At 44.5% G+C, this 26,540-nt stretch carries 29 protein-coding genes; all 29 read left to right on the top strand.

What is annotated here, in order from left to right; translation table 11 throughout:
• Nucleotides 1-9 precede the first annotated feature (9 nt).
• Nucleotides 10-1,353 carry an FADH(2)-oxidizing methylenetetrahydrofolate--tRNA-(uracil(54)-C(5))-methyltransferase TrmFO gene (trmFO, locus tag HP548_RS08105; protein ID WP_373561667.1) on the top strand — a complete coding sequence of 448 codons (1,344 nt, stop codon included), beginning with the start codon at nucleotides 10-12 and terminating at the stop codon, nucleotides 1,351-1,353.
• A 26-nt stretch (nucleotides 1,354-1,379) separates the two neighbouring features.
• On the top strand, nucleotides 1,380-1,922 hold the full coding sequence (hslV, locus tag HP548_RS08100) for an ATP-dependent protease subunit HslV (RefSeq protein WP_024630205.1): 543 nt from the start codon (nucleotides 1,380-1,382) through the stop codon (nucleotides 1,920-1,922).
• A 136-nt stretch (nucleotides 1,923-2,058) separates the two neighbouring features.
• Nucleotides 2,059-3,459, top strand: a complete 1,401-nt coding sequence (hslU, locus tag HP548_RS08095) for an ATP-dependent protease ATPase subunit HslU (RefSeq protein WP_099853318.1) — start codon at nucleotides 2,059-2,061, stop codon at nucleotides 3,457-3,459.
• Nucleotides 3,460-4,446: 987 nt separating this feature from the next.
• Nucleotides 4,447-4,854 (top strand): flagellar basal body rod protein FlgB, encoded by a 408-nt coding sequence (gene flgB, locus HP548_RS08090; RefSeq protein ID WP_053783790.1) that lies wholly within the window; start codon nucleotides 4,447-4,449, stop codon nucleotides 4,852-4,854.
• Between the two features lie 5 nt (nucleotides 4,855-4,859).
• On the top strand, nucleotides 4,860-5,312 hold the full coding sequence (gene flgC / locus HP548_RS08085) for a flagellar basal body rod protein FlgC (protein WP_063566414.1): 453 nt from the start codon (nucleotides 4,860-4,862) through the stop codon (nucleotides 5,310-5,312).
• Nucleotides 5,313-5,376: 64 nt separating this feature from the next.
• Nucleotides 5,377-5,688 (top strand): flagellar hook-basal body complex protein FliE, encoded by a 312-nt coding sequence (gene fliE, locus HP548_RS08080; protein WP_024630209.1) that lies wholly within the window; start codon nucleotides 5,377-5,379, stop codon nucleotides 5,686-5,688.
• A gap of 137 nt (nucleotides 5,689-5,825) precedes the next feature.
• Nucleotides 5,826-7,409, top strand: coding sequence for a flagellar basal-body MS-ring/collar protein FliF (gene fliF / locus HP548_RS08075; RefSeq protein WP_099853315.1), 1,584 nt, complete (start codon nucleotides 5,826-5,828; stop codon nucleotides 7,407-7,409).
• An 11-nt stretch (nucleotides 7,410-7,420) separates the two neighbouring features.
• Nucleotides 7,421-8,437 carry a flagellar motor switch protein FliG gene (fliG, locus tag HP548_RS08070; RefSeq protein ID WP_063566412.1) on the top strand — a complete coding sequence of 339 codons (1,017 nt, stop codon included), beginning with the start codon at nucleotides 7,421-7,423 and terminating at the stop codon, nucleotides 8,435-8,437.
• Nucleotides 8,430-9,290 carry a FliH/SctL family protein gene (locus tag HP548_RS08065; protein ID WP_175381355.1) on the top strand — a complete coding sequence of 287 codons (861 nt, stop codon included), beginning with the start codon at nucleotides 8,430-8,432 and terminating at the stop codon, nucleotides 9,288-9,290. The genes fliG and HP548_RS08065 overlap by 8 nt, the downstream gene beginning before the upstream one ends.
• Nucleotides 9,277-10,596 (top strand): flagellar protein export ATPase FliI, encoded by a 1,320-nt coding sequence (gene fliI / locus HP548_RS08060; RefSeq protein WP_076289505.1) that lies wholly within the window; start codon nucleotides 9,277-9,279, stop codon nucleotides 10,594-10,596. Before HP548_RS08065 ends, fliI begins: the two co-directional genes overlap by 14 nt.
• Before the next feature lie 11 nt (nucleotides 10,597-10,607).
• Entirely contained in the window at nucleotides 10,608-11,060 is a 453-nt protein-coding gene (fliJ, locus tag HP548_RS08055; protein ID WP_072732398.1) for a flagellar export protein FliJ, read from the top strand.
• A 42-nt stretch (nucleotides 11,061-11,102) separates the two neighbouring features.
• Entirely contained in the window at nucleotides 11,103-12,038 is a 936-nt protein-coding gene (locus HP548_RS08050; RefSeq protein ID WP_175381354.1) for a MotE family protein, read from the top strand.
• A 41-nt stretch (nucleotides 12,039-12,079) separates the two neighbouring features.
• On the top strand, nucleotides 12,080-13,456 hold the full coding sequence (locus tag HP548_RS08045; RefSeq protein WP_175381353.1) for a flagellar hook-length control protein FliK: 1,377 nt from the start codon (nucleotides 12,080-12,082) through the stop codon (nucleotides 13,454-13,456).
• Nucleotides 13,457-13,475: 19 nt separating this feature from the next.
• Entirely contained in the window at nucleotides 13,476-14,021 is a 546-nt protein-coding gene (locus HP548_RS08040; protein WP_175381352.1) for a flagellar hook capping FlgD N-terminal domain-containing protein, read from the top strand.
• Nucleotides 14,018-14,401 (top strand): TIGR02530 family flagellar biosynthesis protein, encoded by a 384-nt coding sequence (locus HP548_RS08035; protein WP_099853303.1) that lies wholly within the window; start codon nucleotides 14,018-14,020, stop codon nucleotides 14,399-14,401. Before HP548_RS08040 ends, HP548_RS08035 begins: the two co-directional genes overlap by 4 nt.
• An 82-nt stretch (nucleotides 14,402-14,483) precedes the next feature.
• Nucleotides 14,484-15,299, top strand: coding sequence for a flagellar basal body rod protein FlgG (gene flgG / locus HP548_RS08030; protein WP_072732401.1), 816 nt, complete (start codon nucleotides 14,484-14,486; stop codon nucleotides 15,297-15,299).
• Nucleotides 15,300-15,365: 66 nt separating this feature from the next.
• Entirely contained in the window at nucleotides 15,366-15,587 is a 222-nt protein-coding gene (locus tag HP548_RS08025) for a flagellar FlbD family protein (RefSeq protein WP_024630220.1), read from the top strand.
• Nucleotides 15,587-16,045, top strand: coding sequence for a flagellar basal body-associated FliL family protein (locus HP548_RS08020; RefSeq protein ID WP_175381351.1), 459 nt, complete (start codon nucleotides 15,587-15,589; stop codon nucleotides 16,043-16,045). Before HP548_RS08025 ends, HP548_RS08020 begins: the two co-directional genes overlap by 1 nt.
• A 39-nt stretch (nucleotides 16,046-16,084) precedes the next feature.
• Complete coding sequence (fliM, locus tag HP548_RS08015; protein WP_099853295.1) at nucleotides 16,085-17,083, top strand: flagellar motor switch protein FliM; 999 nt, start codon at nucleotides 16,085-16,087, stop codon at nucleotides 17,081-17,083.
• Nucleotides 17,073-18,341, top strand: coding sequence for a flagellar motor switch phosphatase FliY (gene fliY / locus HP548_RS08010; protein WP_175381350.1), 1,269 nt, complete (start codon nucleotides 17,073-17,075; stop codon nucleotides 18,339-18,341). Before fliM ends, fliY begins: the two co-directional genes overlap by 11 nt.
• A 28-nt stretch (nucleotides 18,342-18,369) precedes the next feature.
• Nucleotides 18,370-18,735, top strand: coding sequence for a response regulator (locus HP548_RS08005; RefSeq protein ID WP_017689175.1), 366 nt, complete (start codon nucleotides 18,370-18,372; stop codon nucleotides 18,733-18,735).
• An 8-nt stretch (nucleotides 18,736-18,743) separates the two neighbouring features.
• Nucleotides 18,744-19,283, top strand: coding sequence for a flagellar biosynthetic protein FliO (locus HP548_RS08000; protein WP_371121409.1), 540 nt, complete (start codon nucleotides 18,744-18,746; stop codon nucleotides 19,281-19,283).
• Nucleotides 19,280-20,035 carry a flagellar type III secretion system pore protein FliP gene (gene fliP / locus HP548_RS07995; protein WP_063566400.1) on the top strand — a complete coding sequence of 252 codons (756 nt, stop codon included), beginning with the start codon at nucleotides 19,280-19,282 and terminating at the stop codon, nucleotides 20,033-20,035. Before HP548_RS08000 ends, fliP begins: the two co-directional genes overlap by 4 nt.
• 25 nt (nucleotides 20,036-20,060) lie before the next feature.
• Nucleotides 20,061-20,330 carry a flagellar biosynthesis protein FliQ gene (fliQ, locus tag HP548_RS07990; RefSeq protein WP_024630226.1) on the top strand — a complete coding sequence of 90 codons (270 nt, stop codon included), beginning with the start codon at nucleotides 20,061-20,063 and terminating at the stop codon, nucleotides 20,328-20,330.
• A 10-nt stretch (nucleotides 20,331-20,340) separates the two neighbouring features.
• Nucleotides 20,341-21,129, top strand: coding sequence for a flagellar biosynthetic protein FliR (gene fliR, locus HP548_RS07985; protein WP_099853289.1), 789 nt, complete (start codon nucleotides 20,341-20,343; stop codon nucleotides 21,127-21,129).
• Nucleotides 21,130-21,152: 23 nt separating this feature from the next.
• Entirely contained in the window at nucleotides 21,153-22,235 is a 1,083-nt protein-coding gene (gene flhB, locus HP548_RS07980; protein ID WP_099853286.1) for a flagellar biosynthesis protein FlhB, read from the top strand.
• A 25-nt stretch (nucleotides 22,236-22,260) separates the two neighbouring features.
• Nucleotides 22,261-24,294 carry a flagellar biosynthesis protein FlhA gene (gene flhA / locus HP548_RS07975; protein ID WP_099853283.1) on the top strand — a complete coding sequence of 678 codons (2,034 nt, stop codon included), beginning with the start codon at nucleotides 22,261-22,263 and terminating at the stop codon, nucleotides 24,292-24,294.
• Complete coding sequence (gene flhF / locus HP548_RS07970; RefSeq protein ID WP_099853281.1) at nucleotides 24,291-25,646, top strand: flagellar biosynthesis protein FlhF; 1,356 nt, start codon at nucleotides 24,291-24,293, stop codon at nucleotides 25,644-25,646. Before flhA ends, flhF begins: the two co-directional genes overlap by 4 nt.
• Nucleotides 25,643-26,530, top strand: coding sequence for a MinD/ParA family protein (locus HP548_RS07965; RefSeq protein WP_099853278.1), 888 nt, complete (start codon nucleotides 25,643-25,645; stop codon nucleotides 26,528-26,530). Before flhF ends, HP548_RS07965 begins: the two co-directional genes overlap by 4 nt.
• Nucleotides 26,531-26,540 lie beyond the last annotated feature (10 nt).

Here is a 26,540-nt window from a genome sequence, read left to right as displayed (position 1 = left end):
TGGGGGTAAATGATTTTGACGAATGAACAACAAGTAACCGTTATTGGCGCCGGGCTCGCAGGAACAGAAGCAGCTTGGCAGATCGCAAGTCGCGGTGTGCGCGTAAAACTATACGAGATGAGACCGGTTGTGAAAACGCCGGCTCACCATACAGATAAATTTGCAGAACTGGTGTGCAGCAACTCGCTTCGTGCCAATGGGTTGACTAACGCAGTTGGTGTTTTGAAGGAAGAAATGAGAATGCTTAATTCTCTGGTCTTGGGTGCAGCGGACCGTCATGCCGTTCCAGCGGGTGGAGCACTTGCAGTAGACCGGGACGGATTCTCAGGCGAGATCACATCTACGCTTCATCAGCATCCACTCATTGAAGTTGTTAACGAAGAGCTGACTTCTTTGCCGGAAGATGGAATCGTTGTAGTTGCAACGGGACCTTTGACTTCACCAGCATTGTCCGAGCAAATCAAAGCCCTTATGGGTGAAGAATACTTCTACTTCTATGATGCGGCTGCGCCAATTATCGAAAAAGATTCTATTGATATGAATAAAGTATATCTGGCTTCACGTTATGATAAAGGCGAAGCGGCGTACTTGAACTGTCCTATGACAGAAGAGGAATTCGATGTGTTCTATGAAGCGTTGATCACAGCGGAAGTTGCTCAACTGAAAGAGTTTGAGAAAGAAATTTACTTCGAAGGCTGTATGCCGATTGAAGTCATGATGAAACGTGGCAAACAAACGGCTTTGTTTGGTCCGATGAAACCTGTAGGACTCGTCAATCCGCATACTGGAGAACTGCCGCATGCTGTTGTTCAGCTTAGACAGGACAATGCAGCAGGAACGCTGTACAATCTGGTCGGATTCCAGACGCATCTGAAATGGGGAGAACAAAAGCGGGTCTTTTCTTTGATCCCAGGACTTGAAAATGCGGAATTCGTTCGTTATGGCGTAATGCACCGTAACACATTTATCAATTCTCCCAAACTGCTTCGTCCAACGTATCAGTTCAAAGACCGTCCAAACCTGTTCTTTGCAGGTCAAATGACGGGAGTAGAAGGTTATGTGGAATCTGCGGCATCCGGTTTAATCGCGGGAATGAATGCGGCCAAAGCAGCGCTTGGACAGGAACTGGTGGTATTGCCGGTTGAGACCACGCTGGGCAGTATGGCACAGTATATTACAACAGCTGATTTCAAACATTTCCAGCCAATGAATGCAAATTTTGGGTTGCTGCCGAAGCTGGAAACTAAAATACGCAACAAAAAGGAAAAGAATGAAGCACTTGCGCAACGTGCACTGGATGGCATTGCCCGTTTTGCAGCAACTGAAGGTCTAACCGTTCCAGAACGCGTGTAAATTAATCGTGGGAGGAGGCTGATATCATGGATATGTCATTTCATGCTACAACGATCTGTGCAGTTCGTCATAATGGCAAAGCAGCCATTGCCGGTGATGGTCAGGTGACCATGGGGCAAAGTGTTGTGATGAAAAATACAGCAAAAAAGGTAAGACGTTTATATCGAGGACAGGTAGTGGCCGGTTTTGCCGGTTCCGTTGCGGATGCCATTACCTTATTTGAGAAATTCGAAGGCAAGCTGGAGGAACATCATGGTAATCTGCAGCGCGCAGCGGTAGAACTTGCCAAGGATTGGCGCCAGGATCGGATTTTGCGCAAACTGGAGGCGCTCCTTATTGTTATGGATAAAACGGGTATGCTGCTGATTTCTGGTGGGGGAGAAATTATCGAGCCGGATGATGATGTTATCGCTATTGGCTCGGGAGGAAACTTCGCGTTGTCTGCTGCACGCGCGTTAAAACGTCATGCGGTGGATCTGGAAGCAAAAGACATTGCTCGTGAATCACTCCAGATTGCATCAGAGTTATGTGTATATACCAACAATAATATTATTGTTGAAGAGTTGTAAGGAAAACAATCTCCCGTGATGGGGCATGATGATTAAATCGGCTCCAGTTACTTCGTGGAGATTCTTTGTCCTTGTAGCTAATCTATAATGTTCTATCTCATAAACAAGGTTTGCATACTGTTAGGAGGGAAGCTATATGGATACTCAAGCGTTAACGCCAAGACAAATCGTTGCAGAGCTTGATAAGTACATTGTAGGTCAAAAACAGGCTAAAAAATCGGTAGCGGTCGCCCTTCGTAATCGTTATCGCCGTAGCCTTTTGCCCGAACATACCCAAGATGATATTGTACCAAAAAATATTCTGATGATTGGACCTACTGGTGTTGGTAAAACCGAGATTGCACGCCGACTGGCTAAGTTGGTAGGAGCCCCATTCGTAAAGGTGGAGGCTACGAAGTTCACGGAAGTGGGTTATGTTGGCCGTGACGTGGAATCTATGATTCGTGATTTGATTGAAACATCACTGCGGATGGTCAAGTTGGAACGTACAGAAAAGGTCAAAGACAAAGCGGAAGAGGCTGCCAATGAGCGGATCGTACATATTTTGGCCCCTTCACAATCCAAATCCAAAAATCAGCGGAATCCTTTCGAAATGATTTTTGGTAATAATGGCAACAACACGCCAGAAACCGATGAGCAAGAACCGGATACCGGAGTAGCCGAGCGGCGACGTAAAATCAAATTTGATTTGTTATCTGGAAAGCTGGAAGATGACGTTATCGAAATTGATGTGGAAGATACCACGCCTAACATGATGGACATGTTCGCTGGTCAAGGAAATGATCAGATGGGGATGAACATGCAGGAGATGTTTGGCAGTTTATTACCTCGTCGTACCAAAAAACGTAAACTGGCGATTAAGGAAGCTCGCAAAGTATTAATTCAGGAAGAAGCGGGCAAGTTGATCGATATGGATGATGTTACTCAGGAGTCCATTCGCCGGGCGGAACAAACAGGTATCATATTCATTGACGAAATTGATAAAGTGGCCAGTCAAGGACGCGGTAGCGGCCCAGACGTATCCCGTGAAGGGGTACAGCGTGATATTCTGCCAATCGTGGAAGGATCTACGGTAATGACCAAGTATGGCCCTGTCAAAACGGATTACATCCTGTTTATGGCAGCTGGCGCATTTCACGTAGCAAAGCCCTCAGATCTCATTCCAGAGCTCCAGGGGCGTTTCCCAATCCGTGTAGAACTGAACAGCCTGACGCTTGATGAATTTGTGTCGATTCTCACTGAACCTAAAAATGCGTTAACCAAGCAGTATGTGGATTTGCTGCGTACGGAGAATATTGAGATTGAGTTCTCGGATGATGCCATTCGTGAGATTGCCAAGCTGGCTGAGTCCGTGAATCAGAATACTGAAAATATCGGTGCACGGCGCCTGCATACTATTCTGGAGAAACTTCTTGAGGATTTGTCTTTTGAAGCGCCAGAGCTTACGCTGGAGCGTATGGTAATCACTCCGGAATATGTACGTGAGAAATTGAATGACATTGCACTTGATCGTGATTTAAGTCAATATATCCTGTAACATAGGTGTAATGCGCTGTTAGAGCGATTGAAGTATAAATGACGGTATACAATGGATGAATAAAGATCAGACGACTACACGGAAATGGGATATTCGATCCTGGTTCGGACTGTAGTAGACTTTATTCAATCCATCTGTATGCCGTTTATTTTTTGTTTTAGTCTAATATAATGCTGTTTTGTAACCGATAAAAGAGATGGAGTTGTATAAGACGAAAGTTAATCTAGGACTTGTGCCGCAGGAATAATGTATTTAAGCCCTAAAGTTATGTTTACAACTCATATTTGATACTTCTATAAATTCCAGTAATAGGATTTTATTTTTCCAAGTCTGGTTATCGGTTTAATCAAAAGCTTGAGAATGATTTGCATAAATGCGCAAAAAGCGAATGAGATGGTATTGCGGAAGTGACAAAATATTCTTGTGGAATATAACTGAGCTTGCTCTGTTTAAATGTTAAAAAAGTATTTTAAATATCAAGCTGAAACAAGTAATCCGTAATGGATATTTTGTCAATTAACAATTTCATGGAATAGAGAAGATTTTATAATAAATTATAAGAAAGCTTATTATATCGGTAAATATTTCTAACAGGGAATCGTTTGAAGCTTTTCGATGGGATCCTTGTTTGTATTATTATGATGTACTGAAACGTATAGAAGCATAGTATAAATTTTAAGAATGTTTAAGAGCTCAATTCGAGCACTTAAGCTTATTTTTGTTTTGGGCCCCAACATTTACGAAAAAATTCATAATTTGCAGAAAATACACAAAAAGCTCTGTCTTTCAGAAAAGATAGGGCTTTTTTCTTATTGTAATATATCCCAATCTCGAAGAAACTTATGTTATACGACAACATCAGAGTTAATTCTACTTAAGTCCTAGAAAACCGTGTAAAAGTGAATGTTTTTTGTCGAAAAAACATAAGCATCCTGACGGAAAAAGATTGAATCAATTTCCATAATTTCTAAAGAGAGGAGGGCGATTATGAATCTTTTGAATGATATTAGTTTTCAAAGGTTACAAGGTGCACTCGATGCCTCCAACATTAGACAACGAACAATCGCTGACAACATTGCGAATGCGGACACCCCGTATTTCAAGCGTTCGGACGTTGCTTTTGAAGAAATGCTGCAGGAACAAATGAATGGAGATATGCCTGTTCTTAAAGGGAAAGTAACGGATTCAAGGCATTTTGTCATAGGTCCTTCCTCTTCCATACCTACACCAGTAGTTAATATGGACCAGTCAACTTCCATGAATAACAACCAGAACAACGTCGATGTAGACAAAGAAATGAGTCTTCTGGCGGAGAACCAGCTACGTTACAACGCTTATATTCAGCAAGTGAATGAACAAATCAAAATGATGCGTGTTGGAGTCGAAGGGAGATAACTTAGGTGAACATTAGTAACAGTTTCAGTATCAGTGCATCGGCTCTAACAGCTCAGCGTTTGCGGATGGACGTTATATCTTCCAACATTGCAAACGCGGAGACGACGCGCGCGAGTGTGACCAACGGCGAGGCGGTTCCTTACAAGCGCAAGATGGTTGTACTTGAACCCAACAAAACTTCATTTAATAGCTTGCTTCAAAATCAGATGAAAAGCAGTGGGTCTGGAGAGGGAGTTAGAGTATCGGAGATTCGTGAAGATCAGTCCCCTCTGAAGCCAGTCTACGACCCTACACATCCGGATGCCAACGCTGAGGGGTATGTGTATATGCCTAATGTGGATATCGCGAAAGAAATGGTGGACATGATTTCGGCTTCACGCTCATATGAAGCAAACGTCACAGCTTTGAACTCAACCAAAGCAATGATATCCAAGGCATTGGAGATTGGAAGAGCCTAATTAACGGCTTAAAGGTGGAAATATCCATAAAACCAAAGAACAGAAATGAAAGGGAGGGACATTAATGATTCAGAACAACATGTTTAGCACACAGGGGATTCAACCGCTTCAGATGCAAAGTACGGCACAAAGTAAACCATCTACACCAGCCGAAACCATCCAGAGCTTCGGTACATACCTACAGGATGCGCTAGGGTCTGTAGCTGCACAGGAGACCCAGGCACATGAAATGTCAAACCAATTCCTGGTTGGAAAAGTGAACGTTGATCAGGTGATGATCGCTTCTGAACAGGCCCTGTTGAGTCTGCAACTTACGACTCAAGTCCGAAACAAAGTAGTCGAAGCATATCAGGAGATTATGCGTACGCAATTATAAAATGTCTTAAATGCGCTTCGACAACAGCGCTGATTATTACAACAAGCAGCTGCGATGCTGCTCCTGACCGTTAAACTTTAGAACCTATAAAGATTGCGGAAGGACAGACCAAGCAAAGTTTCGGATGGGGTGACAGAGTGAATGAGAGAATTGCCCAATACAGGGATAAGGCATCCCAGTATTGGAATAGTTTTAGCAAAAAGCAAAAAGTATTATTTATTTCCACCTTCCTGTTTTTAATTTTGGCTGCAGTTGTACTAACCATGCAATTGTCAAAGACGGAATATGAAGTTGCTTTCACGGATTTGAATGCAAGTGACTCTGCAGGCGTCATTAATTATCTGGATTCATCAAGTATTCCATACAAATTAAGTGCAGACGGTAAGACCATATCTGTACCGAGCACGGATGTAGCTATTGCAAAAGTAAATATCGGATCACAAGGAATTATTCAAAATGGTTCATTAGGGTATAAGTCATTTGAGGAGTCATCATCTCCGATCGGGATGACGGATAAAGAGTTCGATGTGAAGTATAACAACGCATTGAACGGAGAAGTGGAGCAGTTGCTTCAACGAATGCAAGGCATACAGGATGCTAAAGTGTTGGTCAATATGCCAAAAGATAATATCTTTGCTGGCCTAGAAGAGCAGGATAAAGCATCAGCATCAGTGGCCCTGCAGTTTAAACCGGGTTATCACCCCAATCAGGCTGCGGTAGATGGATATTTTAATTTGGTCAAGACAGCCATTCCCAATCTACCTATTGAAAATATAACGATTACGAACACGGATGAAGCGGAACTGATTCCGACCGCCAGAGGTGGTAGTGGGGGATTATCTTCTGAAGTCCAAGAAAACATGGCGTTACAGAAGAAATTCGAAAATGATGTTCGCAATAATGTGAAGCAATTTCTTTCCCAGATTGTGGGTGACGAGAACGTCAATGTACTGGTTGCTTCCAAGCTTAATTTTGACAAGGAAACTCGGAAAGAAAACCTAGTCACACCGGTCGATGTAGATAATATGAAAGGCATCGAGATCAGTGTGCAAGAGATTCAAAAGAGTTACACTGGGGCAAGCAATCCGACAGGTGGTGTTGCTGGCACAGGTCAAGAGGAAGTTCCCGGTTATCCATCATCGGATGCATCAGGCAACTCAACCTCGGAGGAAACATCCAGCACCAAAAACTACGATGTCAACCGAATTGTTAAAGATATCGTTTCCAGTCCATATACTGTAAAAGATTTAACCATTAACGTTGCGGTTGAACCACCGGCAGGACAAACAGAATTACAAGCACCGGTTCAGGATGCAATTGAAAATATCTTGGTTAACATTGTTCGTGCATCATTGGCGGACTCAGGCACTGTAATAAGTGACGCAGACTTGGCCAAAAAAGTTTCGGTAATGTCTCAAGGTTTCCAGACTGCTGCAGCAGCAAATACAGGCTTCCAGCTTTCTACCGGAATGATGTGGGGCATAGGAGCACTGGTGGCAGCATTAATTGCAACGGTTGTTATTTTGTTAGTGCGCCGTCGTCGCAAACAAAACGAAATAGAAGAAGAGGACATTCCTCTTCCAGTAGCAACAGAGTTTCCGTCCATTACGTTGGACAGTGTAACGAACGAAAGTCAAGTGCGCAAACAATTGGAGAGTTTGGCCAAGAAAAAGCCAGACGAATTCGTCAATCTGCTGCGTACGTGGCTGGCTGACGAATAGAGGTGAACGCATTGGCGAAGGCAAGCAGTCAAGGTCTGACTGGAAGACAAAAAGCAGCAATTTTGTTGATTACATTAGGTCCGGAAGTATCCGCGCAAATCTTCAAACATTTGCGGGACGAGGAGATTGAACAACTAACGTTGGAAATTGCCAATGTTCGTAAAGTGGATGCTTCCGAAAAAGATATGATTATGTCTGAGTTTCACCAGATCTGTTTGGCACAGGAATATATCTCACAGGGCGGTATTACGTATGCGAGAGAAATTCTGGAGAAAGCACTTGGGTCGCAAAAAGCACTTGAAGTTATTAACCGTTTGACGGCTACGCTGCAAGTTAGACCCTTTGACTTTGCGCGTAAGGCGGATCCGAATCAAATATTGAACTTCATTCAGAACGAAAGCCCGCAAACAATTGCTCTGGTATTATCGTATCTGCAATTTGAGCAGGCAGCAGCAATTTTGTCCTCGTTACCACAAGAGAAGCAAGCCGATGTAGCACGCAGAGTTGCTGTTATGGACAGTACGTCTCCAGAAGTCATTTCTCAAGTGGAACGAGTGCTCGAGCAGAAATTATCTTCTACTGTTACGCAGGATTATACAAATGCGGGTGGTATCGAATCCATCGTTCAGATCTTGAACGGCGTCGACCGTGGTACGGAACGTACTATTCTCGACTCGTTGGAAATTCAAGATCCGGAACTTGCAGAAGAAATCAAAAAACGCATGTTTGTATTCGAAGATATCGTCAATGTCGACGATCGTTCGATCCAGCGTATTATCCGGGATATCGACAACGCAGATTTGCAGTTGGCACTTAAAGTGGCAAGCGAAGAAGTACGGGATGCAATATTCCGAAATATGTCGAAACGGATGTCCGAGACATTCAAGGAAGAAATGGAATTCATGGGACCTGTTCGGTTGCGTGATGTTGAGGAAGCTCAGACCCGTATCGTAGGAACGATCCGTAGATTGGAAGAAGCTGGTGAGATCATTATCGCTCGCGGTGGAGGAGATGATATCATTGTCTAATTTGATTAAATCTTTCCAGTATGTACCGGTCGATGACCACAAACGACTCGAAAATCATCATCATTATGGTGGATCGGAGTCTGATGCGGAGTTAGATGGTGAACGTGCTGAAGGTTCTGAAGCTGAGATGCTTCAGGCACGCGTGGACGAAGAAACACAACGTCTTACCGCGGAGATGCTGGAGGATGCCAAGGAGTTTGCAGAAAAGCAGGTACGTGATGCTTCGGAGGAAGCGGAACGATTGCTTCAAGAAGCCCGTGAACAGATAGATAGCTGGTGGCAGGAGCAGCGTCAGCAGGATGAACATCTGACTGAAGCGCTTCGTTCACAAGGTTTCCAGCAGGGTTTTGAAGAAGGCAAAGTACAGGCTGAACTGGATCTCCAGGTGAAGATCGAAGAGATGATGAAGGAAGCACGCGGGGTGCTTGAAGAAGCTTACATTGCCAAAGGTCAGATTATACAGGAAGCGGAGCCTTTCCTTGTGGATCTCGCCTGTGGTATCGCTGAGAAGGTGATTGACAAACAACTCTCGGTTGAACCAGAACACACACTTGAACTGATTCGTCAGAGTTTGTCTCGCAAACGTGAACAGGGGATGATCACCTTATGTGTGGCACCTGATCAATTTGCTTTTGTGCAGGCCGCACGGGAAGAGTTGGCTATGGCAATTGACTCTCAGGCAGAATTGCAGATTTTGCCTGATGCTACGGTAAAAGACAAGGGATGTGTTATACGGTCGTCGTTTGGAAGCGTAGATGCCAGAATTGATACCCAGCTCGCTGAAATTAAAAAAGAACTGATCCGCATAGCACTTGAGGATGAGGGGCGAAAAAATCAACATGAAGATTCTTAGCTCACAGCGATACATGGAACATCTTAAGCAATTTGATCCCGTTCGTATTAACGGTAAGGTCACTCAGGTCATTGGTCTTATGGTTGAGTCGGAAGGTCCGGATGCAAGTATTGGTGATGTATGTTACATCTACCCTGGAAAATCTGCCAAGCCACTCCAGGCAGAGGTTGTTGGGTTCCGGGATAACAAAGTATTGCTCATGCCACTCGGTGAACTTCAATCTATTGGTCCTGGATGTGATGTGGTCGGAACGGGTAAACCACTTGGCGTTCAGGTTGGATCAGAATTGCTTGGTAAGGTGTTAGATGGATTGGGACAACCTTTGGACGGTTCCTTGTTACCCTCCAGAATGCCGATGTACTCCACATCCAATACGCCTGTGAATCCGATGGACCGACCACGTGTACTCGAAACGATGAGCGTAGGTGTGAGAGCCATTGACGGTCTGTTGACGGTAGGCAAAGGACAGAGGGTCGGCATATTTGCCGGATCGGGTGTTGGTAAAAGTACGCTGATGGGCATGATCGCCCGCAATACAGCAGCAGACGTCAATGTAATTGCTTTGGTAGGCGAGCGGGGCCGCGAGGTTCGTGACTTTATTGAACGGGATCTGGGTCCGGAAGGACTGGAACGATCTGTCGTTATTGTCGCTACCTCTGATCAACCTGCTCTGATTCGAATCAAGGGCGCGGTCATCGCAACTACGATTGCGGAGTATTTCAGAGACAGAGGCATGAATGTCATGTTGATGATGGACTCCGTTACACGTTATGCCATGGCACAGAGGGAAGTAGGACTTGCCGTGGGGGAACCTCCTGCAATGAGAGGATACACTCCTTCTGTTTTTGCGAGTTTGCCCAAGCTGCTTGAGCGAGCGGGGACTGGACCCACAGGCTCGATTACTGCTTTTTACACCGTCCTTGTCGACGGGGATGATATGAACGAACCGATTGCAGATGCGGTGAGAGGTATATTGGATGGTCATATTGTATTAAATCGGTCCATCGCAAATAAAGGTCATTTCCCTGCCATTGATGTGCTTGCGAGCATTAGTCGGGTTATGAAGGATATTGCTCCTGAAGAGCAGCTGGAAGCCGTTAATAATATGAAGAGACTGATGGCTGTGTACAAGGAATCAGAGGACTTAATCAACATTGGGGCTTATCAAAGAGGTTCAAATGCTGCCATTGATGAATCTATTGACCAGATTGATAGCATCTGGGACTTTACCAGACAGAAAGTCGATGAAAAAGTAACGTTGAGTGAAGTGCAGGAACGTTTGATTCTTGAATTTGCAAGGAGATGAATGGGTAAACGATGAAATTTCGATATCATTTCCAGAAGGTTGTCGACCTGAAAAGCAATGAAAAAACGCAAGCGGAGTGGATGTTATCCACAGCCATCGGGAAACTTCAGACTGAGGAAGAGCATCTTTTACAACTATTGAATGATAAAAAGGAACTGATAGATGTCATTCAATCCGCTACGGAAAGTACGGCTTCCGTATCCAGCTTGCAAGAGATGCAGCGGTATGTCCATCACCTTGACGAGTGCATTTCACGCAAAAGTAGTGATGTCAGACATGCTGAGGTCAATGTGCAACGGAATCAGACGTTTCTGAACGGCAAAATGATGGACGAAAAAGTATGGCTTGGGGCGAGAGACAAGGCCAAAATCAAATTTCAGCAGGAGATGCTCCTCCGGGAACAGAACGATCTGGACGAGATGGCTACTGTACGCTTCGCTGCCAAAGCCGGACGCGCAAATTGATGTGGCCGGACGCGAAGTTGTCTCGTGAAGGAGGAAAGAACAATGGCTGTTAAAGACACAGATATGGAAAAAGAGTCGAGCGGCGGTTGGGAAAAGTTCTTGATGATTTCAATCCCAATTGTGTTCACTGTGGTTTTGTTAGGTGTATTGCTTACTCTATTTAATGTAGATATTCGCAACAACCTGCTTGATGTAGCTAACAAAATACCTGTCGTGAAGGACTGGGTACCTGATCCTGTGCTAGATCCAGAGAAAAAGAAACTGGAGAAGAGTGAGCAGCAGGTCGAGAGTGCAGAAGCGACAATAGATAAGCTGAAGGCACAAGTAAGCGAAAAAGAAGCAGAACTCAAAGCAGCGAAAGATGCCACGACCACAGAGGCGAAGAAAGCAAGCGATTTAAAAAAGAAATTAGATGATGCGGAAAAAGCGGCTGAAACCGCTGCGCAGAATCCAGAGACCGAGTCTGATTATCAAAAACAAATTAAAGATTTGGCGAAGATGTATGCGGACATGAGTCCCAGTAAGGCCGCACCGATTTTGCAAAATATGACGAATGAAGAGATGGTACTGCTTCTGAGTGCGATGCAATCGGCTGCACGAACCAAGGTGCTGGAAAAGATGGACCCAAAAACAGCGGCTGATGTCACGATGATGATGAAGGATGCAAAACCATCCGGTGATTTGGCCCTGGATGCACTGCAATCCCGCTTAAAGAAAGAAACTGCATCGACATCCACGGCGACTACAACTAACTCCAAAAACTTGGATAAAAATCAGCTTAGTCAAACGTTTGCTTCCATGTCGGCCTCTAGTGGAGCTAAACTATTGCTCGAAACATACAAGCTGAGTCCGGATAAAACCTTGACCATTTTAAATTCTGTCGACGATGCTACACGGTCTCAATTGCTTGAAAATATGTCGACTGAAAATTCAGTTGAAACTGCAAAAATATTAAATAAACTAATGGGTAACAAGTAGAATAGTAGCGTCTGTTTACTACGGAGAGGAGGTGAAAATAAATGTCGATTGTATATCAAATGACAACCACATCATCCGCTAAGACAACAGCAGCGCAGACAACTGGAACAGGATCCAAAGGTGCAACTGCTGGAAGCGGTGATTTTCTGCAAACTCTTGCCCAATCATTGAATGGTGGTGCAACGGCGGAGAATGACTCGGCTACAGCAACGAGCTTAACAGCGAATCCGCTGATGTTTACCTTTGCAGCTAGTGAAGATGGGGAACAAACATCGATCACCGATGTCTTAAGTTCCTTATTCGAAGATTTGGATTCGCTAGATGAAGCTTTGGAAAATGATCCGTCACTACTTGCTGATTTACAAACTCTGATTCAGCAGATGTACGCTCAATTAGATGCTAATCCTGGTATTCAAGCCGAAGGTTCTGATGAGCCTACAAGTGAAGCGGGAAATGCAGCATCAGCAATTGATCTGGCGGAACATCCAGCAGCAGTACGCTTTGTATTACAGGATGTGCTTACACAGTTAATTGCGGGTATGAATGAGCCTGATAGTAGTGTTGTAAAGAACGCTCCAGAATTCAAGCACCTGCTTCAGTCTCTTCAAAGTCAGTTGCAAGATGCTGGCGTTGATACCAGTCTTAACAAAGGGTGGCCTGAACTTAAATCCATTCTGGATACATTAGCGGTGGCTAAGGATCAGGCTGTGCAAGTAGCTCCAACAAATCCCGTTCAAACGTCCAAGCAAGACTCAGTGACATCACAAGTTTTTGTTGCGGTTGCTTCAAATAATGGACCTAAAGTTTCAGTTGAAACGGATTCATCACCTACAGCAAATGAAGTAGGAGAAGTGGACCATTCAAGTATCATTACGGCAGGGGAGTTGTCCTTACGTTCATCAGGTACATCAGCAGGTAAACCGGCTGAACCTGTCTTGCAAGCCTCCCAGTTTGCAAAAGAGATGACACAATTTGTTGTGAACAAGCTGGATATCGTGCAGCAAAAGGGATTTTCGGAGGCAACTATCTCACTACGTCCGGAGCATCTAGGTAAGCTGGATGTACAAATTACTTTGCAAAACGGACAATTGGTTGCACGGTTTATGACTGAGCATACGATGGCGAAAGACATGTTGGAACAGCAAATGATACAACTGCGTAGCTCGCTTCAAGCTCAAGGCATTCAAGTGGAACGACTTGAAGTTACTCAGAACAGCTCACTTGGTTCACAAATGTACCAGGATGGAGGACGCCAGCCGGGAAGCAATTCTCAGCAGCAACGTCGCTCACGTGAACGTGAAGAACAATCGGATGATGCTGTAACTACAGCAACTCTCCAGGAAGAATTGCGCAACTGGCGCAGTGAGCATGAGGAAGGCAACGACCTGCGGAGAGACACGTTTACAGCAGAAGCTTAAACAGAAATGAGGTGAAAATATGGCTAATGAAGCGATCTCTACCAATAATACCTGGCCAAACTATTCAGCAGCGAATAAAGCTACAACAAGCGCTGCAACAAAAGAGCTGGGCAAGGATCAGTTTCTTAAAATATTGATTACTCAGCTACAAAATCAGGATCCAATGCAGCCAATGGAAGATAAGGAATTTATCGCTCAGATGGCTCAGTTCAGTTCGGTAGAACAACTGGTGAATATCTCTTCTCAGCTCAAGACTTTGAATCAGTCTCTTGGGACAGTGTCTGGCATGATTGGCCGCGAGATCAGTTGGCTTTCTTCTAATAAAGAGGATAACGGAACCCTCCGTAAAGGAATTGTGGACTCCATCATCGTACGAGATGGTGTTCAATACGCAAAAGTGGGCAATGACGAAATCAAGCTGGATGAAATTATTCAGGTAACTAATCCAACACAGGCTGAGGAAAATGAAACTCCAGTTCAGGACGCTGCAGATTCAGCTGTAACGAATGAAAGCCAGCAACCAGAAGCATCAGCGCAGCCTGAAGAGAATGGAAGCACGTTATGAGTGACCGCATAACAGTAGGCCAACTGTACTCAGGTCCAATTACACCTAATTTACTTAACCGCTCCAAAGCGGGAGAAGCATCCAATGTACCTGAACGCCCTTTTGCAAAGGTATTGGAAGACAACCTCCTGAAATTGAGTAATCATGCTGCCAAAAGGTTGGAACAGCGCGGTATTGAACTCAAGACTGAGCAGATGCAGCAGATTGGAACTGCACTGGATAAGGCAGCTGCCAAAGGAGCCAAGGAATCCTTGATTTTGATGAAAGATATGGCTTTTATCGTTAATGTCAAAAATCGTACTGTTGTTACAGCCATGGATAGTGAAAGCATGAAGGATAATGTATTCACTCAGATTGATAGTGCTGTAATCATTTCTTGACCGGCTGGCCCTTCTCGGGAGCCGGAATGCCGCTGACCGACTGACGCGGTAACCAAATTAAGGCTGGGAGGATTTTTAAAAAATGTTGAAATCAATGTACTCAGGCGTTTCCGGGATGCGGGGTTTTCAAACGAAACTTGATGTTATCGGTAATAATATTGCGAACGTGAACACGGTTGGTTTTAAAGGTAGCCGTGTTATGTTCAAAGATATTATGAGCCAAACAACGGCGGGGGTAACAGCGCCTGGAGATGATAACGGTGGTGTAAATGCAAAGCAGATTGGTTTGGGTGTATCGGTAGGATCGATTGATACGCTGCATCTTGCGGGCAGCCCAATGACAACTAATAATCCAACCGACCTGCGTCTCAATGGTGATGGTTTCTTCCTGGTGACCCTAGGCGGAGAACAAGAAGTTCCTTTTTTGACCCGTGCAGGAGATTTCCATGTGGATGCTAACCGTAACCTCGTGACATCCGATGGTCTGTTCGTTGTTGATAGTGGTGGAGAACCTATCACATTGGACGAAGCAGTCGTTTCTTTCACGATTGGTCAAGATGGAATTATCAACCAGACGATGGATGATGGAACAACTGAAGCTGGAGCACAACTCGGCATAGGGAAAGTAACAAATCCGGAAGGTCTGGAAAAAATCGGTGGCAACTTGTATCGCATTACTGCAAATGCCAATGCTGATGGGGAATTTGAAATTGTTACTGCCAATAGTACTGAATTTGGTACAGGATCCGTTATTGCAGGACAACTTGAAATGTCCAACGTGGATCTGACTGGAGAATTCACAGAGATGATTGTGGCTCAGCGTGGATTCCAAGCAAACTCACGAATTATCACAACGTCCGATGAAGTGCTTCAGGAAGTTGTTAACCTGAAACGTTAATAACTAATTAGTAATTTTTAATGCGTGGGGGAGCTTGCTCCTCCACTCTGATCGAGGGGGCTTAGCATGATTTCGGTTACGCGGTTAAATGGTTCTCCCATGTGGTTAAATGCGCTGATGGTTGAAATTGTGGAAGAGACACCAGACACGTATATTACTCTGGTAACCGGAAAGAGACTTATTGTGCTTGAGAAAGCCGATGAGGTTATTTCCAAAATTAAAGATTACAACCGTGAAATCGGGGTTCAGGCAGCCACTATCAAAGTGCAGCAAACGGAGGAGTCCTGATGAAAAAGATGTTGCCTTGGCTTGCAACAAGCTTGCTAGCTATAACACTTATTGTGGTGGTTGTGTTTGTATTTAAGCAAGGACTGAACGGGAATAAGATTGATACACATACGGCAGCCGCGGCAGAGAAGAAGATGACTGCGGATGAGATTGTTGCAGTTTCCTCAGAGCTTGGAGAAATTAAAACCAATTTGGCTGATATAGACCATATTGTAGTTGTAAGTTTTTCTTTCAAATTGTCCGACAAAAAGGCTAAAGAAGATTTTGAGAAAATCAAGGAAATCACGGTGAAGCCTATTATCATCCAGACTTTTGCGGATACCAAATCTGATGAGCTGGCTACAGCAAAAGGTCGCATTCAATTTAATAAAAAATTGACCGAACTTATTAATGAAGCCTTGCCGGAAGGTAAGCTGACTAGCACTAGTTTTTCTTCTTTTTTGACAGCACCAATATAATGAACAGGACACGCTGTAAATCTGTAAGGGGGTGAGAACATGGTGGATGTATTATCACAAAATGAGATTGACGCCCTATTAGCTGCTCTTTCCTCTGGTGAGATGGATGCTGAGGAATTGAAAAAGGAAGAAACTCAAAAGAAAATTAGATCGTACGATTTTAAGCGGGCGGTTCGTTTTTCCAAAGATCATATTCGAAGCTTGACTCGTATTCACGAAAACTTTGCACGCTTTCTCACCACTTATTTTTCAGCCCAACTGCGGACGTTCGTTCAGATCAATGTCGTTCAGGTTGAACAGTTGCCTTATGACGAGTTTATCCGTTCTATTCCGAAGATGACGATATTGAACATATTTGAGGCGGAGCCATTACAGGGACGGATGGTGATGGAGGTTCACCCCAACGTGGGTTATGCAATGCTGGATCGCCTGCTTGGCGGAACAGGAAATGCACCGACAAAGATCGCATCAATGACGGAAATTGAGACGACGATTATGGAGCGGATTTTCAGCCGTGCGTTTGAAAGTTTGCAGGAAGCATGGAAGACTGTGTTGGATATTTCTCCAAGGATGGAAGCGCTGGAGACCAATCCGCAATTTATGCAGATTGTTTCCCCCAATGAGACCATTGCTTTGATCTCACTGAGTACCAAAATCGGTGACACCACAGGCATGATCAATTTGTGTATCCCGCATGTCGTTCTTGAACCTATTATGTCCCGGTTGTCGACTCATCAGTGGTTTGTTTCGGAGAAAAAGACAAGAGCTCCGGAAGAATATGATGCTCTCAAAGAGCGTGTGAACAAAGCCAAATTGCCCGTCGTTGCGGAGTTGGGAGAATCCAGGATTTCGATTGCTGAATTTTTGGGTCTGTCTGTTGGCGATGTCATTACGTTGAACAAACCCGTTGATGAGGGACTATCTATTAAAGTTGGAGATAGGCTGAAGTATATAGGTAGCCCGGGAACGATCAAGGATCGTGTGGCTGTGCAAATAGACAAGATTGTCACCGAAGGAGTTGAAGAATTTGACGAGTAAGGATTATTTATCCCAAGAAGAAATCGATGCTTTGCTCAGACAATCGGAATCGATGAACAGTTCGGAACCGGCTGTAAAAACAGTTGATGATTTTTTGACCGAGCTGGAACAGGATGCCTTGGGGGAGATTGGTAACATTACATTTGGTAGTGCGGCGACAGCTTTGTCCACACTATTGGGCCTAAAAGTAGATATTACAACACCTAAGGTGTCCATCATCAGTCGGACACAGTTTGATGAAGCATTTCCTAAGCCCCACGTTGCAGTCCATGTGAATTATGTGGATGGATTTGAAGGGATTAACTCGCTAGTCATCAAAAAACGGGATGCTCAAGTCATAGCCGATTTGATGCTTGGTGGCGAAGGGAATCCGATTGATGAAGAACTGAATGAAATCCATATCAGTGCAGTACAGGAAGCGATGAATCAGATGATGGGTTCGTCTGCTACTTCAATGTCCACAATCTTTAACCGTTTCGTGAATATTTCTCCTCCGGGAATTGATATTCTTAATATGGAAAGTGGCGAGGGAGTCAGCAATCTTCCAGAAGATGAGACGTTGATCCAAGTATCGTTCCGTCTGTTGATTGGCGATCTGATTGATTCCAATCTCATGCAGCTGCTTCCAGTCCATTTTGCCAAAGAAATGGTAGAGATGTTGATTGGAGGAGCTCAAGAGTCTACTGCTAGTGCACCAGTTGCGTCAACACCTGAACCAGCACCAACACCGGCAGCAGCACCTGTTGCCGCTGAGCAACCTCCGGTTCAGCAACAGATGCCGCCACAAGCGCAACAACCGCCTGTTCAAGATTATAATGGCTATGGACAGGCCCCAATGGGAATGCCTCAAGGAATGCCGCCACAGCAGCCGTATGGCATGCCTCCGCAGCAACCTTATGGTGTACCGCAGCATTACGGCGGTGTGCCGAATAGGAATGTAAACGTACAACCGGTTCAATTCGCCAATTTGCAAAATGGGGCGTTCGGCCAGGTAGACGAAAACAATTTGAATTTATTGATGGACATTCCCCTTAAAGTCACCGTAGAATTAGGAAGGACCCAGAAGCAAATTAAGGATATTTTAGAACTGTCACAAGGTTCAATTGTCGAGCTGGACAAACTGGCCGGTGAACCTGTCGATATTTTGGTAAATAACAAGTTGATTGCCAAAGGTGAGGTTGTCGTAATCGACGAAAACTTTGGTGTTCGTGTTATAGATATCGTAAGCCAATGGGACCGAATTCAGAAATTACAATAAGCACAATTTAGGGAGGACTTGAATCAAGATGGCAAACCGAATTTTAGTCGTGGACGACGCTGCATTTATGAGAATGATGATCCGGGACATTTTGTCCAAAAACGGATACGAGGTCGTTGGCGAAGCACAGGATGGATCACAAGCAATTGAGAAGTTTAAGGAGCTTCGTCCTGATCTGATCACAATGGATATTACCATGCCTGAGATGGATGGTATTGCAGCTTTGAAAGAAATCAAAAAAATTGATGCTAACGCAAAAGTGATTATGTGCTCTGCAATGGGTCAACAAGCGATGGTTATTGATGCAATCCAAGCTGGAGCTAAAGATTTCATTGTGAAGCCGTTCCAATCTGACCGGGTTATCGAAGCAATCAGCAAAACGCTGGGCGTTTAAGAGACATGATGATGGCTCAGGATAAGATTCCAGATGATGTTGGCACGGGAGTCAATTATTATTTTCAGCTTGTATGGGTGATTGTTGTCCTGGCCGTCATTCTGGTTCTTATAGTCTATCTGATTCGTTTTCTAAACAAACGGAATCAGCGATGGTTCCGGAACGGCACAATTCGTATTTTGGGTGGAGTCGGACTGGGACCAAACAAGTCGCTGCAAATTATAGAAATTGGCGGTAGCGTTTATCTACTCGGTGTGGGTGATGACATACAGCTGGTGGATAAGGTTTCAGATCTTGAAGAGGCACAGCGAATCATTGATTCATTTGAACGGGATGCATCAGCACAACAGGGAAGCCTTTCGCCTCTCATTGCAAAGCTGGCAGCCCGATTGCGCAAAGATGAACCGCCGCGGGAAATGGAACTCGAGGATACAACCTCTTTTCACGAACTGTTTGAATCTAAACTTCGGCAGATGCCTAACCGTAAAGAGAAGATGGAGAAGGTTCTGGAAGAAGACAATACTACAGATCGGTCGAGGGATTCATGAAGAAAAAGATTTGGTTAGCGTGTTTTTTCATAGGACTCATCAGTCTGGCATCCGTCACTGTTGCCTTTGCCGAACCGATTCCGAATATTGATATTCAAATTGGAAACGGGGATGGGGGCACTCCAAGCACGAGTTCACTGTCCATTATCCTGCTGATCACGGTACTTAGTATCGCACCAGCTTTGCTAGTACTAATGACTAGCTTTACCCGGATTGTTATCGTTCTCGGTTTTGTGCGGACATCCTTGGGTACGCAGCAAATGCCACCCAATCAGGTGCTGGTCGGATTGGCACTTTTTCTAACACTGTTCATCATGTCGCCCACGTTGTCATCCATCAATCAGGTAGCACTTCAGCCATATCTCAAGGGTGACATCACACAAACCGAAGCGTTGGAAAAAGCTGCGGATCCTATGAAGAAGTTTATGTTCTCCCACACTAGGGAGAAAGACCTGCTGCTGTTTATGAAGTACAATCAAACCGAAAAGCCAAGCACATACCAGGATATCCCGATTACTGTGATGGTACCGGCATATGCAATCAGTGAGTTGAAGACAGCATTCCAGATGGGATTCATGATCTTTATTCCATTCTTGGTTATAGACATTGTAGTTGCGAGTACACTCATGGCTATGGGCATGATGATGCTTCCACCTGTCATGATCTCATTACCTTTCAAAATACTGCTATTTGTACTTGTCGATGGCTGGTATCTGGTCGTGAAGTCACTGTTGCTGAGTTTTAACACTTGAGCCGGCATATTAAAGGAGGACGGTCATGACTTCGGAGTTTATTATCGGTCTGGCCGGGAAAGCGGTTTATACTTCACTGCTGGCCAGCGCACCTATGCTTATTCTAGCTCTGGTTGTAGGACTCATTATCAGTGTGTTTCAGGCAACCACTCAAATTCAGGAGCAAACTCTGGCCTTTGTGCCTAAAATCATTGCCGTACTTCTGGCAGTACTTTTGTTTGGTCCTTGGATATTGAATATACTGGTCGATTTCACGTATAACATTCTCGATAATTTATACAGATACATAGGGTAGGCTGTTGCAGATGGAGACATTGTTGCAAAGTTTTCCTGTCGCTCTGCTTATGTTTTGTCGAATAGCATCATTTTTTGTAACAGCGCCAGTCTTCTCAGCTCGAAATGTGCCGAATTCTATTAAAATTGGTTTATCGGCATTTGTAACCTTTACTGTGTATATGGTATACGGCATAGACCAGGTTGTACCTACAGATCTGAGTTATATCTTGCTGGTCATCCGAGAGATATTGATTGGTTTGCTCCTAGGCTTTGTTGCTTATCTGTTAATGACAGCTATACAGACCGCGGGTACTTTTATTGATCTTCAGATTGGTTTTGGTATGGCCAACGTATATGATCCAATGACAGGTGCTTCTGCACCACTTACAGGTAACTTCAAATATGCTTTTGCTGTATTGCTCTTTCTGACAATGAATGGACATCATTATCTACTCGATGCCATCGTATACAGTTATCGTTGGATTCCGTTGTCGAATGTATTCTTTCTACGATTGGCAGACGGAAGTATTGCTGAATTTTTGGTACATACCTTAGGTCAATCATTTATGTTGGCTTTCCAGATGTCTGCGCCGATTGTAGTTGCTCTGTTTTTGACAGATGTAGGATTGGGATTCTTGGCAAAGACGGCTCCTCAATTTAACGTGTTTGCCGTCGGAATGCCGCTAAAGGTACTCGTTGGGCTTGCTATTTTGCTTTTGCTGGTTCCCAGTTTCGCCTTTGTGTTTAGTCAATTGTTCGAAGTGATGTTCAGATCCATGGAAAAATTGCTAGGGACCATTGGACAAAGGCCGGGCTGAGTGAAACGGAGGACAAGATTCGAATGAAATATCAACTCGACCTCCAGATGTTCGCAGGGGAAAAAACAGAGAAGGCTACCCCGAAAAAGAGGCAGGATACGCGAAAAAAGGGGCAGGTTGTAAAAAGTATGGAGCTGTCCGGCGCATCCATTCTCCTATTCACCTTTTTAATTATGATGATGTTCAGTAACTTTTACAAAGAACGTATGGTTCGACTGTTTACAGACATCTTCATTAATCGGCTGAGTATGGAGGTCACTGGGGAGAACGTCGTAGCCTTATTGATGCGTTATGGCATCGAGGTTATGCTATTGCTTGCTCCTGTTTTGCTCGGTGCATTCCTTGTTGCTTTAATCGTTAATTACATGCAGGTAGGTTTCCTGCTTGTAGGAGAGGGATTAAAGCCCAAACTGGAAAAGCTGAATCCGATTAAAGGATTCAAAAACATTTTTTCTCTTCGTTCTTTGGTGGAGTTTGCTAAATCTATTATGAAAATGTCGATTATCGGCTTTCTGGTTTATAGTACCATCACAGGTTATCAGTCAGATATTGCTTCACTGTCTCATTTTTCATTAGATGCGATTCTGCATTTTGCTGCTTCCATCACCTTAAACTTGGGGATCAAGATAGCAGTAGCCCTGTTAGTACTTGCTGTACTCGACTATATGTACCAGAAGTATGATTACGAGAAAAACATTCGGATGTCTAAGCAAGACATCAAGGACGAATATAAAAAAATGGAAGGTGACCCACTGATCAAGGGGAAAATCAGGGAGCGTCAGCGTCGTATGGCTGTTCAGCGCATGATGCAGGAAGTTCCCAAAGCGGACGTAATTATCACCAACCCGACTCACTTTGCCGTTGCGCTTAAGTATGAAGGGTCGGAGATGGAAGCGCCGCAGATTATAGCTAAAGGTCAGGATTACGTCGCCTTGCGTATTAAAGAAATTGCCAAAGAGCACGGTGTCATAACTATGGAAAACAAGCCGCTGGCACGGGCATTGTTCCAGAGAGCCGAGATTGGTGACGCCATACCGGCTGATTTGTTTCAAGCGGTAGCTGAAGTGCTGGCTTATGTATATAAATTAAAGGGCAGAACGAAATAACAGGGGATCGGAGGCCGTACATTCATTGAAAACAAAAGATATAGCTGTCCTTGCGGGTATCATCGGCATCGTGTTGATGATGATTCTCCCGATCCCAACCTGGTTGTTGGACATGTTGCTTGTCATCAATATCTCACTTGCACTGATGATACTGCTTGTTGCAATGAACAGCAAAGAAGCGCTACAATTTTCCATCTTTCCTGCATTATTGCTGATCACGACGTTGTTTCGATTAGCACTCAACATATCGACAACGAAGCTGATTCTGGGAGAAGGAGACGCTGGTTCGGTAGTTGCTACCTTTGGTAGCTGGATAGCTGGTGGACAGATTGCAATTGGATTCATTGTGTTTCTGATTCTCGTCGTTGTTCAATTTATCGTTATTACGAAGGGATCGGAGCGTGTAGCTGAAGTAGCAGCACGATTTACCCTCGATGCGATGCCTGGTAAACAGATGAGTATCGACGCAGATTTGAATGCCGGTTTGATCAACGAGCAGCAAGCACGTGAACGTCGTTCCAAAATTGAACGTGAAGCTGATTTCTACGGGGCCATGGATGGAGCAAGTAAATTTGTAAAAGGGGACGCCATTGCAAGTATTATTATTCTCCTAATCAATCTCATTGGTGGATTTATCATCGGGATGACAGTACATGGTCTTGCTTTTGCCGATGCGTTGTCCACCTATTCCGTATTAACTATTGGGGATGGCCTTGTGAGCCAGATTCCAGCACTTCTGATATCTACAGCAGCAGGTCTTATTGTAACAAGAGCATCATCGGAGGGGAATTTGGCCGATGACATTACGGGGCAATTGTTTACATACCCGACGCTCCTTTATATTGTAGCTTTTGTAATAGCAATGCTCGGTTTTTTCACACCGATTCATATTATTACAACGTTGCCGCTCGCAGGTTTGCTGGCTTTTGCCGGATGGAGGATGCAGAATAATCTCAATCAGAAGCAAGAGGCAGAGGAGCAAATGGAAGAGGAGCAGCAGATTGAAGAAGTTAGAAGTCCGGAGAGTGTAATCAACCTTCTTCAGGTTGACCCAATTGAGTTTGAGTTTGGTTACGGTTTGATTCCTCTGGCTGACAATCAGCAGGGTGGAGACTTATTGGATCGGATCATTATGATTCGTAGACAGTGTGCTCTTGAACTGGGGTTAGTCGTTCCGGTTATCCGGATTCGGGATAATATCCAATTAAGACCGAATGAATATGTCATCAAAATTAAGGGTAATGTTGTTGGCGGCGGAGAACTGTTGTTGAATCATTATCTGGCCATGAGTCCGGGTTATGAAGAAGAATCTGTTACAGGGATCGAAACGACAGAGCCAGCTTTTGGTCTTCCAGCATTATGGATTGACGAAGTAACCAAAGACAGAGCTGAACTTGCAGGATATACGGTTGTAGATCCTCCTTCAGTTGTAGCTACACATCTGACTGAATTGATTAAGAAGCATGCGCATGAGTTACTTGGCAGACAAGAAACGAAAGCACTCGTGGATAATCTCAGAGAGAATTATGCTGCGCTGGTGGATGAACTCATCCCATCCGTCCTGTCCATCGGAGATGTACAGAAAGTGCTCGCCAAGTTGTTGCGAGAGAAAGTTTCCATTCGTGATATGGTTACAATCTTCGAGACACTGGCGGACTACGGAACGTACACCAAAGACCCGGATGTACTGACAGAATATGTGAGACAATCCCTTTCTCGTCAGATTACCCAGCAATTCTCCCAAAAAGGAGAGACGCTTAGAGTTATCACTGTTGGACCTGGTCTGGAGAAGAAAATTGCCGAGAGTGTACAGCAATCCGATCAAGGCAGTTATCTTGCACTGGATCCGGCTTCAACACAAAGTGTATATCAAAAGTTGACTGAACAAGTCAATCGATTGATCCAGTCGGGCCAGCAGCCTGTTGTATTAACTTCTCCAACCATTCGTATGTATCTGCGTCAGGTGATTGAGCGTACCATGCAGGATATACCAGTGCTTTCCTATAGTGAGTTGGAGCCGAATGTTGAAATTCAAAGTGTCGGGGTGGTGAACTTATGAGAGTAAAACAATACGTCGTTGAAACCATGCCCGAAGCTATGCTTCAAATTCGCAAAGACCTGGGAAGTGATGCCGTCATCCTGTCCACCAAGGAAATTAAGGTGGGGGGGGTGCTGGGGATGTTCCGTAAGAAAAGGATCGAAGTTGTAGCTGCTGTAGATAAGGAAGAAAAAAAACAGACTACAAATCAAGTTCAAAATCAATTTTCACCCGTACCTCGCTCATTTGTACCTGAAGCATATCGACAAACGGCTCGTTCGTTTGTCGTTGCTTCTGACGAATCAGCTGCGAGTATCGCTGAAAAAAATGTGCAAGAGAAAACTTCGGATGCCACAGCTGTGTCTGAATCGAGTAAACTCGGTTCAGACATGAGCAATGGCAGATCTTCTTTGAGTATCGAGCATAAACCGCGACCGCAAGGGGCGGATTTTTCGGGTTTAACATCAGCCAGTGGGCAGCAGGAGCAGGCGAACGATCTGCAGCAGGGCCAACTAATGTCTGAATTACAGGAGCTCAAACTGATGATGACCAAGTTGTCTAAGCAAGGAGCAACGGCAGATCCGTTATCTGAGGAGTTTCATGCCCTTCGAGAAAGGTTGATGGAGCAAGACATTTGGCCAGAAGTATGGGAATCTTGGTTTGAGGTTGTTCAGACAAATCTCTCTGAAAAAGAATTAGATGAAGTAGAAGCTGTTCAAGCAGTGCAATTGGAAATATCACATTTTTTGGAGAAACGTATCGACGTGGGCATTTTGCCAACCACACGCATTGTGTATGTAGCTGGGCCAACTGGCGTTGGTAAAACAACGACCATTGCCAAGCTGGCTGCTGAACAGATGTTTAACAAACAGCGAAAGGTAGGGTTCATCACTTCCGATACCTATCGTATCTCAGCTGTAGAACAACTTAGAACGTACGCATCCATTTTAAATGTCCCGCTTGAGGTCGTACAATCCCCAGGTGATACACAACGTGCGATCTCCCGTCTTGAGGAATGTGATCTGATCTTCATGGATACAGCCGGAAGAAACTACAGAAATGAGCTGCTTGTTTCAGAACTGCAAAGTTTACTCGCACCTGTGGAAAATAGTGAAACTTTTTTGGTTTTGAGCATGACTTCCAAAAGTTCCGATATGGTGCAAATAACCGAGCATTTCAGTAAATATGGGCTGGATAAGGTTATTTTTACGAAGATGGATGAGACCGGAAGCTGCGGCCCTATGTTTAACCTACTGCATCGTTTTCCACTTAAACTTGCTTATGTGGCGAACGGACAAAATGTGCCTGATGATTTACTTAAACCTGATGCGGATTCTCTGACCAAACAATTGTTAGGAGAGCTTGTACGATGAAGGACCAGGCAGCCTCACTCAGAAGTATGGTCTCCATGCCTAACGGAGTGGAGGGAAGAGGTCGTGATTCACGCTCCTCCAAAATCATAACCGTTGCCAGTGGAAAAGGAGGGGTTGGTAAATCCAACTTCACACTTAATTTTGCACTGAGCTTACAGGCAATGGGGCAGAAGGTATTGGTGTTTGATGCAGATATAGGGATGGCTAATATCGATGTCCTAATGGGAACCTCATCTCCCTATAATCTGTACCATCTGTTATACCGACAGAAATCCATACAGGAAATCATACAGCTTGGTGCAAGCGGGTTGCCTTATATCGCCGGAGGTTCGGGGATGAAAGAATTGTTCTCATTGTCAGATCGAGATCTGGAGTTTTTTGCTGGACAAGTTGAAGAAATTGCACAGGAGATGGACTATGTCATTTTTGATACTGGGGCAGGACTTTCCAGAGAAAACATGAAATTTATCGGTGCAGCCGATGAATGCCTGATCATCACCACACCTGAACCAACTTCAATAACCGATGCTTACGCTTTAGTTAAAGTTATGCATGGCCAGGAAAATGCCACACCCTTTCGGATGATCGTTAACCGGGTTGAAGACCAGCAAGAGGCGGAAAGGGTGGCGGATAAAATAGCTGGAGTGGCTAAGAGATTTTTACAGATCGATATCCCCCTGCTTGGATATATTTCCGAAGATGCCCAGGTTGTAAAGGCAGTTAAAAGGCAAGTGCCATACAGTCTGGCATATCCGAATGCAAAAGCTTCCAGGGATATATTGAAACTCGCACATCACTATTTAGCTGCACCTGCTGCTCCGGGATCCGAAACCTTGACAGGAATCAAAGGATTTATGAAAAAGTGGCTAAAGCGGACAACATGATTTCTGAATA

Origin of the sequence: Paenibacillus taichungensis (assembly GCF_013359905.1) — a bacterium.
Classification (GTDB): domain Bacteria; phylum Bacillota; class Bacilli; order Paenibacillales; family Paenibacillaceae; genus Paenibacillus; species Paenibacillus taichungensis.
This window is presented reverse-complemented; position numbering and strand designations above follow the sequence as displayed.

What these genes read in the sequence shown, in the direction of transcription:
- trmFO (WP_373561667.1), top strand. Translation starts at nt 10, where the DNA reads ATGATTTTGACGAATGAACAACAAGTAACCGTTATTGGCGCCGGGCTC.
- hslV (WP_024630205.1), top strand. Translation starts at nt 1,380, where the DNA reads ATGGATATGTCATTTCATGCTACAACGATCTGTGCAGTTCGTCATAAT.
- hslU (WP_099853318.1), top strand. Translation starts at nt 2,059, where the DNA reads ATGGATACTCAAGCGTTAACGCCAAGACAAATCGTTGCAGAGCTTGAT.
- flgB (WP_053783790.1), top strand. Translation starts at nt 4,447, where the DNA reads ATGAATCTTTTGAATGATATTAGTTTTCAAAGGTTACAAGGTGCACTC.
- fliE (WP_024630209.1), top strand. Translation starts at nt 5,377, where the DNA reads ATGATTCAGAACAACATGTTTAGCACACAGGGGATTCAACCGCTTCAG.
- fliI (WP_076289505.1), top strand. Translation starts at nt 9,277, where the DNA reads ATGAAGATTCTTAGCTCACAGCGATACATGGAACATCTTAAGCAATTT.
- fliJ (WP_072732398.1), top strand. Translation starts at nt 10,608, where the DNA reads ATGAAATTTCGATATCATTTCCAGAAGGTTGTCGACCTGAAAAGCAAT.
- HP548_RS08050 (WP_175381354.1), top strand. Translation starts at nt 11,103, where the DNA reads ATGGCTGTTAAAGACACAGATATGGAAAAAGAGTCGAGCGGCGGTTGG.
- HP548_RS08045 (WP_175381353.1), top strand. Translation starts at nt 12,080, where the DNA reads ATGTCGATTGTATATCAAATGACAACCACATCATCCGCTAAGACAACA.
- HP548_RS08040 (WP_175381352.1), top strand. Translation starts at nt 13,476, where the DNA reads ATGGCTAATGAAGCGATCTCTACCAATAATACCTGGCCAAACTATTCA.
- HP548_RS08035 (WP_099853303.1), top strand. Translation starts at nt 14,018, where the DNA reads ATGAGTGACCGCATAACAGTAGGCCAACTGTACTCAGGTCCAATTACA.
- flgG (WP_072732401.1), top strand. Translation starts at nt 14,484, where the DNA reads ATGTTGAAATCAATGTACTCAGGCGTTTCCGGGATGCGGGGTTTTCAA.
- HP548_RS08025 (WP_024630220.1), top strand. Translation starts at nt 15,366, where the DNA reads ATGATTTCGGTTACGCGGTTAAATGGTTCTCCCATGTGGTTAAATGCG.
- HP548_RS08020 (WP_175381351.1), top strand. Translation starts at nt 15,587, where the DNA reads ATGAAAAAGATGTTGCCTTGGCTTGCAACAAGCTTGCTAGCTATAACA.
- fliM (WP_099853295.1), top strand. Translation starts at nt 16,085, where the DNA reads ATGGTGGATGTATTATCACAAAATGAGATTGACGCCCTATTAGCTGCT.
- HP548_RS08005 (WP_017689175.1), top strand. Translation starts at nt 18,370, where the DNA reads ATGGCAAACCGAATTTTAGTCGTGGACGACGCTGCATTTATGAGAATG.
- HP548_RS08000 (WP_371121409.1), top strand. Translation starts at nt 18,744, where the DNA reads ATGATGGCTCAGGATAAGATTCCAGATGATGTTGGCACGGGAGTCAAT.
- fliP (WP_063566400.1), top strand. Translation starts at nt 19,280, where the DNA reads ATGAAGAAAAAGATTTGGTTAGCGTGTTTTTTCATAGGACTCATCAGT.
- fliQ (WP_024630226.1), top strand. Translation starts at nt 20,061, where the DNA reads ATGACTTCGGAGTTTATTATCGGTCTGGCCGGGAAAGCGGTTTATACT.
- fliR (WP_099853289.1), top strand. Translation starts at nt 20,341, where the DNA reads ATGGAGACATTGTTGCAAAGTTTTCCTGTCGCTCTGCTTATGTTTTGT.
- flhB (WP_099853286.1), top strand. Translation starts at nt 21,153, where the DNA reads ATGAAATATCAACTCGACCTCCAGATGTTCGCAGGGGAAAAAACAGAG.
- flhF (WP_099853281.1), top strand. Translation starts at nt 24,291, where the DNA reads ATGAGAGTAAAACAATACGTCGTTGAAACCATGCCCGAAGCTATGCTT.
- HP548_RS07965 (WP_099853278.1), top strand. Translation starts at nt 25,643, where the DNA reads ATGAAGGACCAGGCAGCCTCACTCAGAAGTATGGTCTCCATGCCTAAC.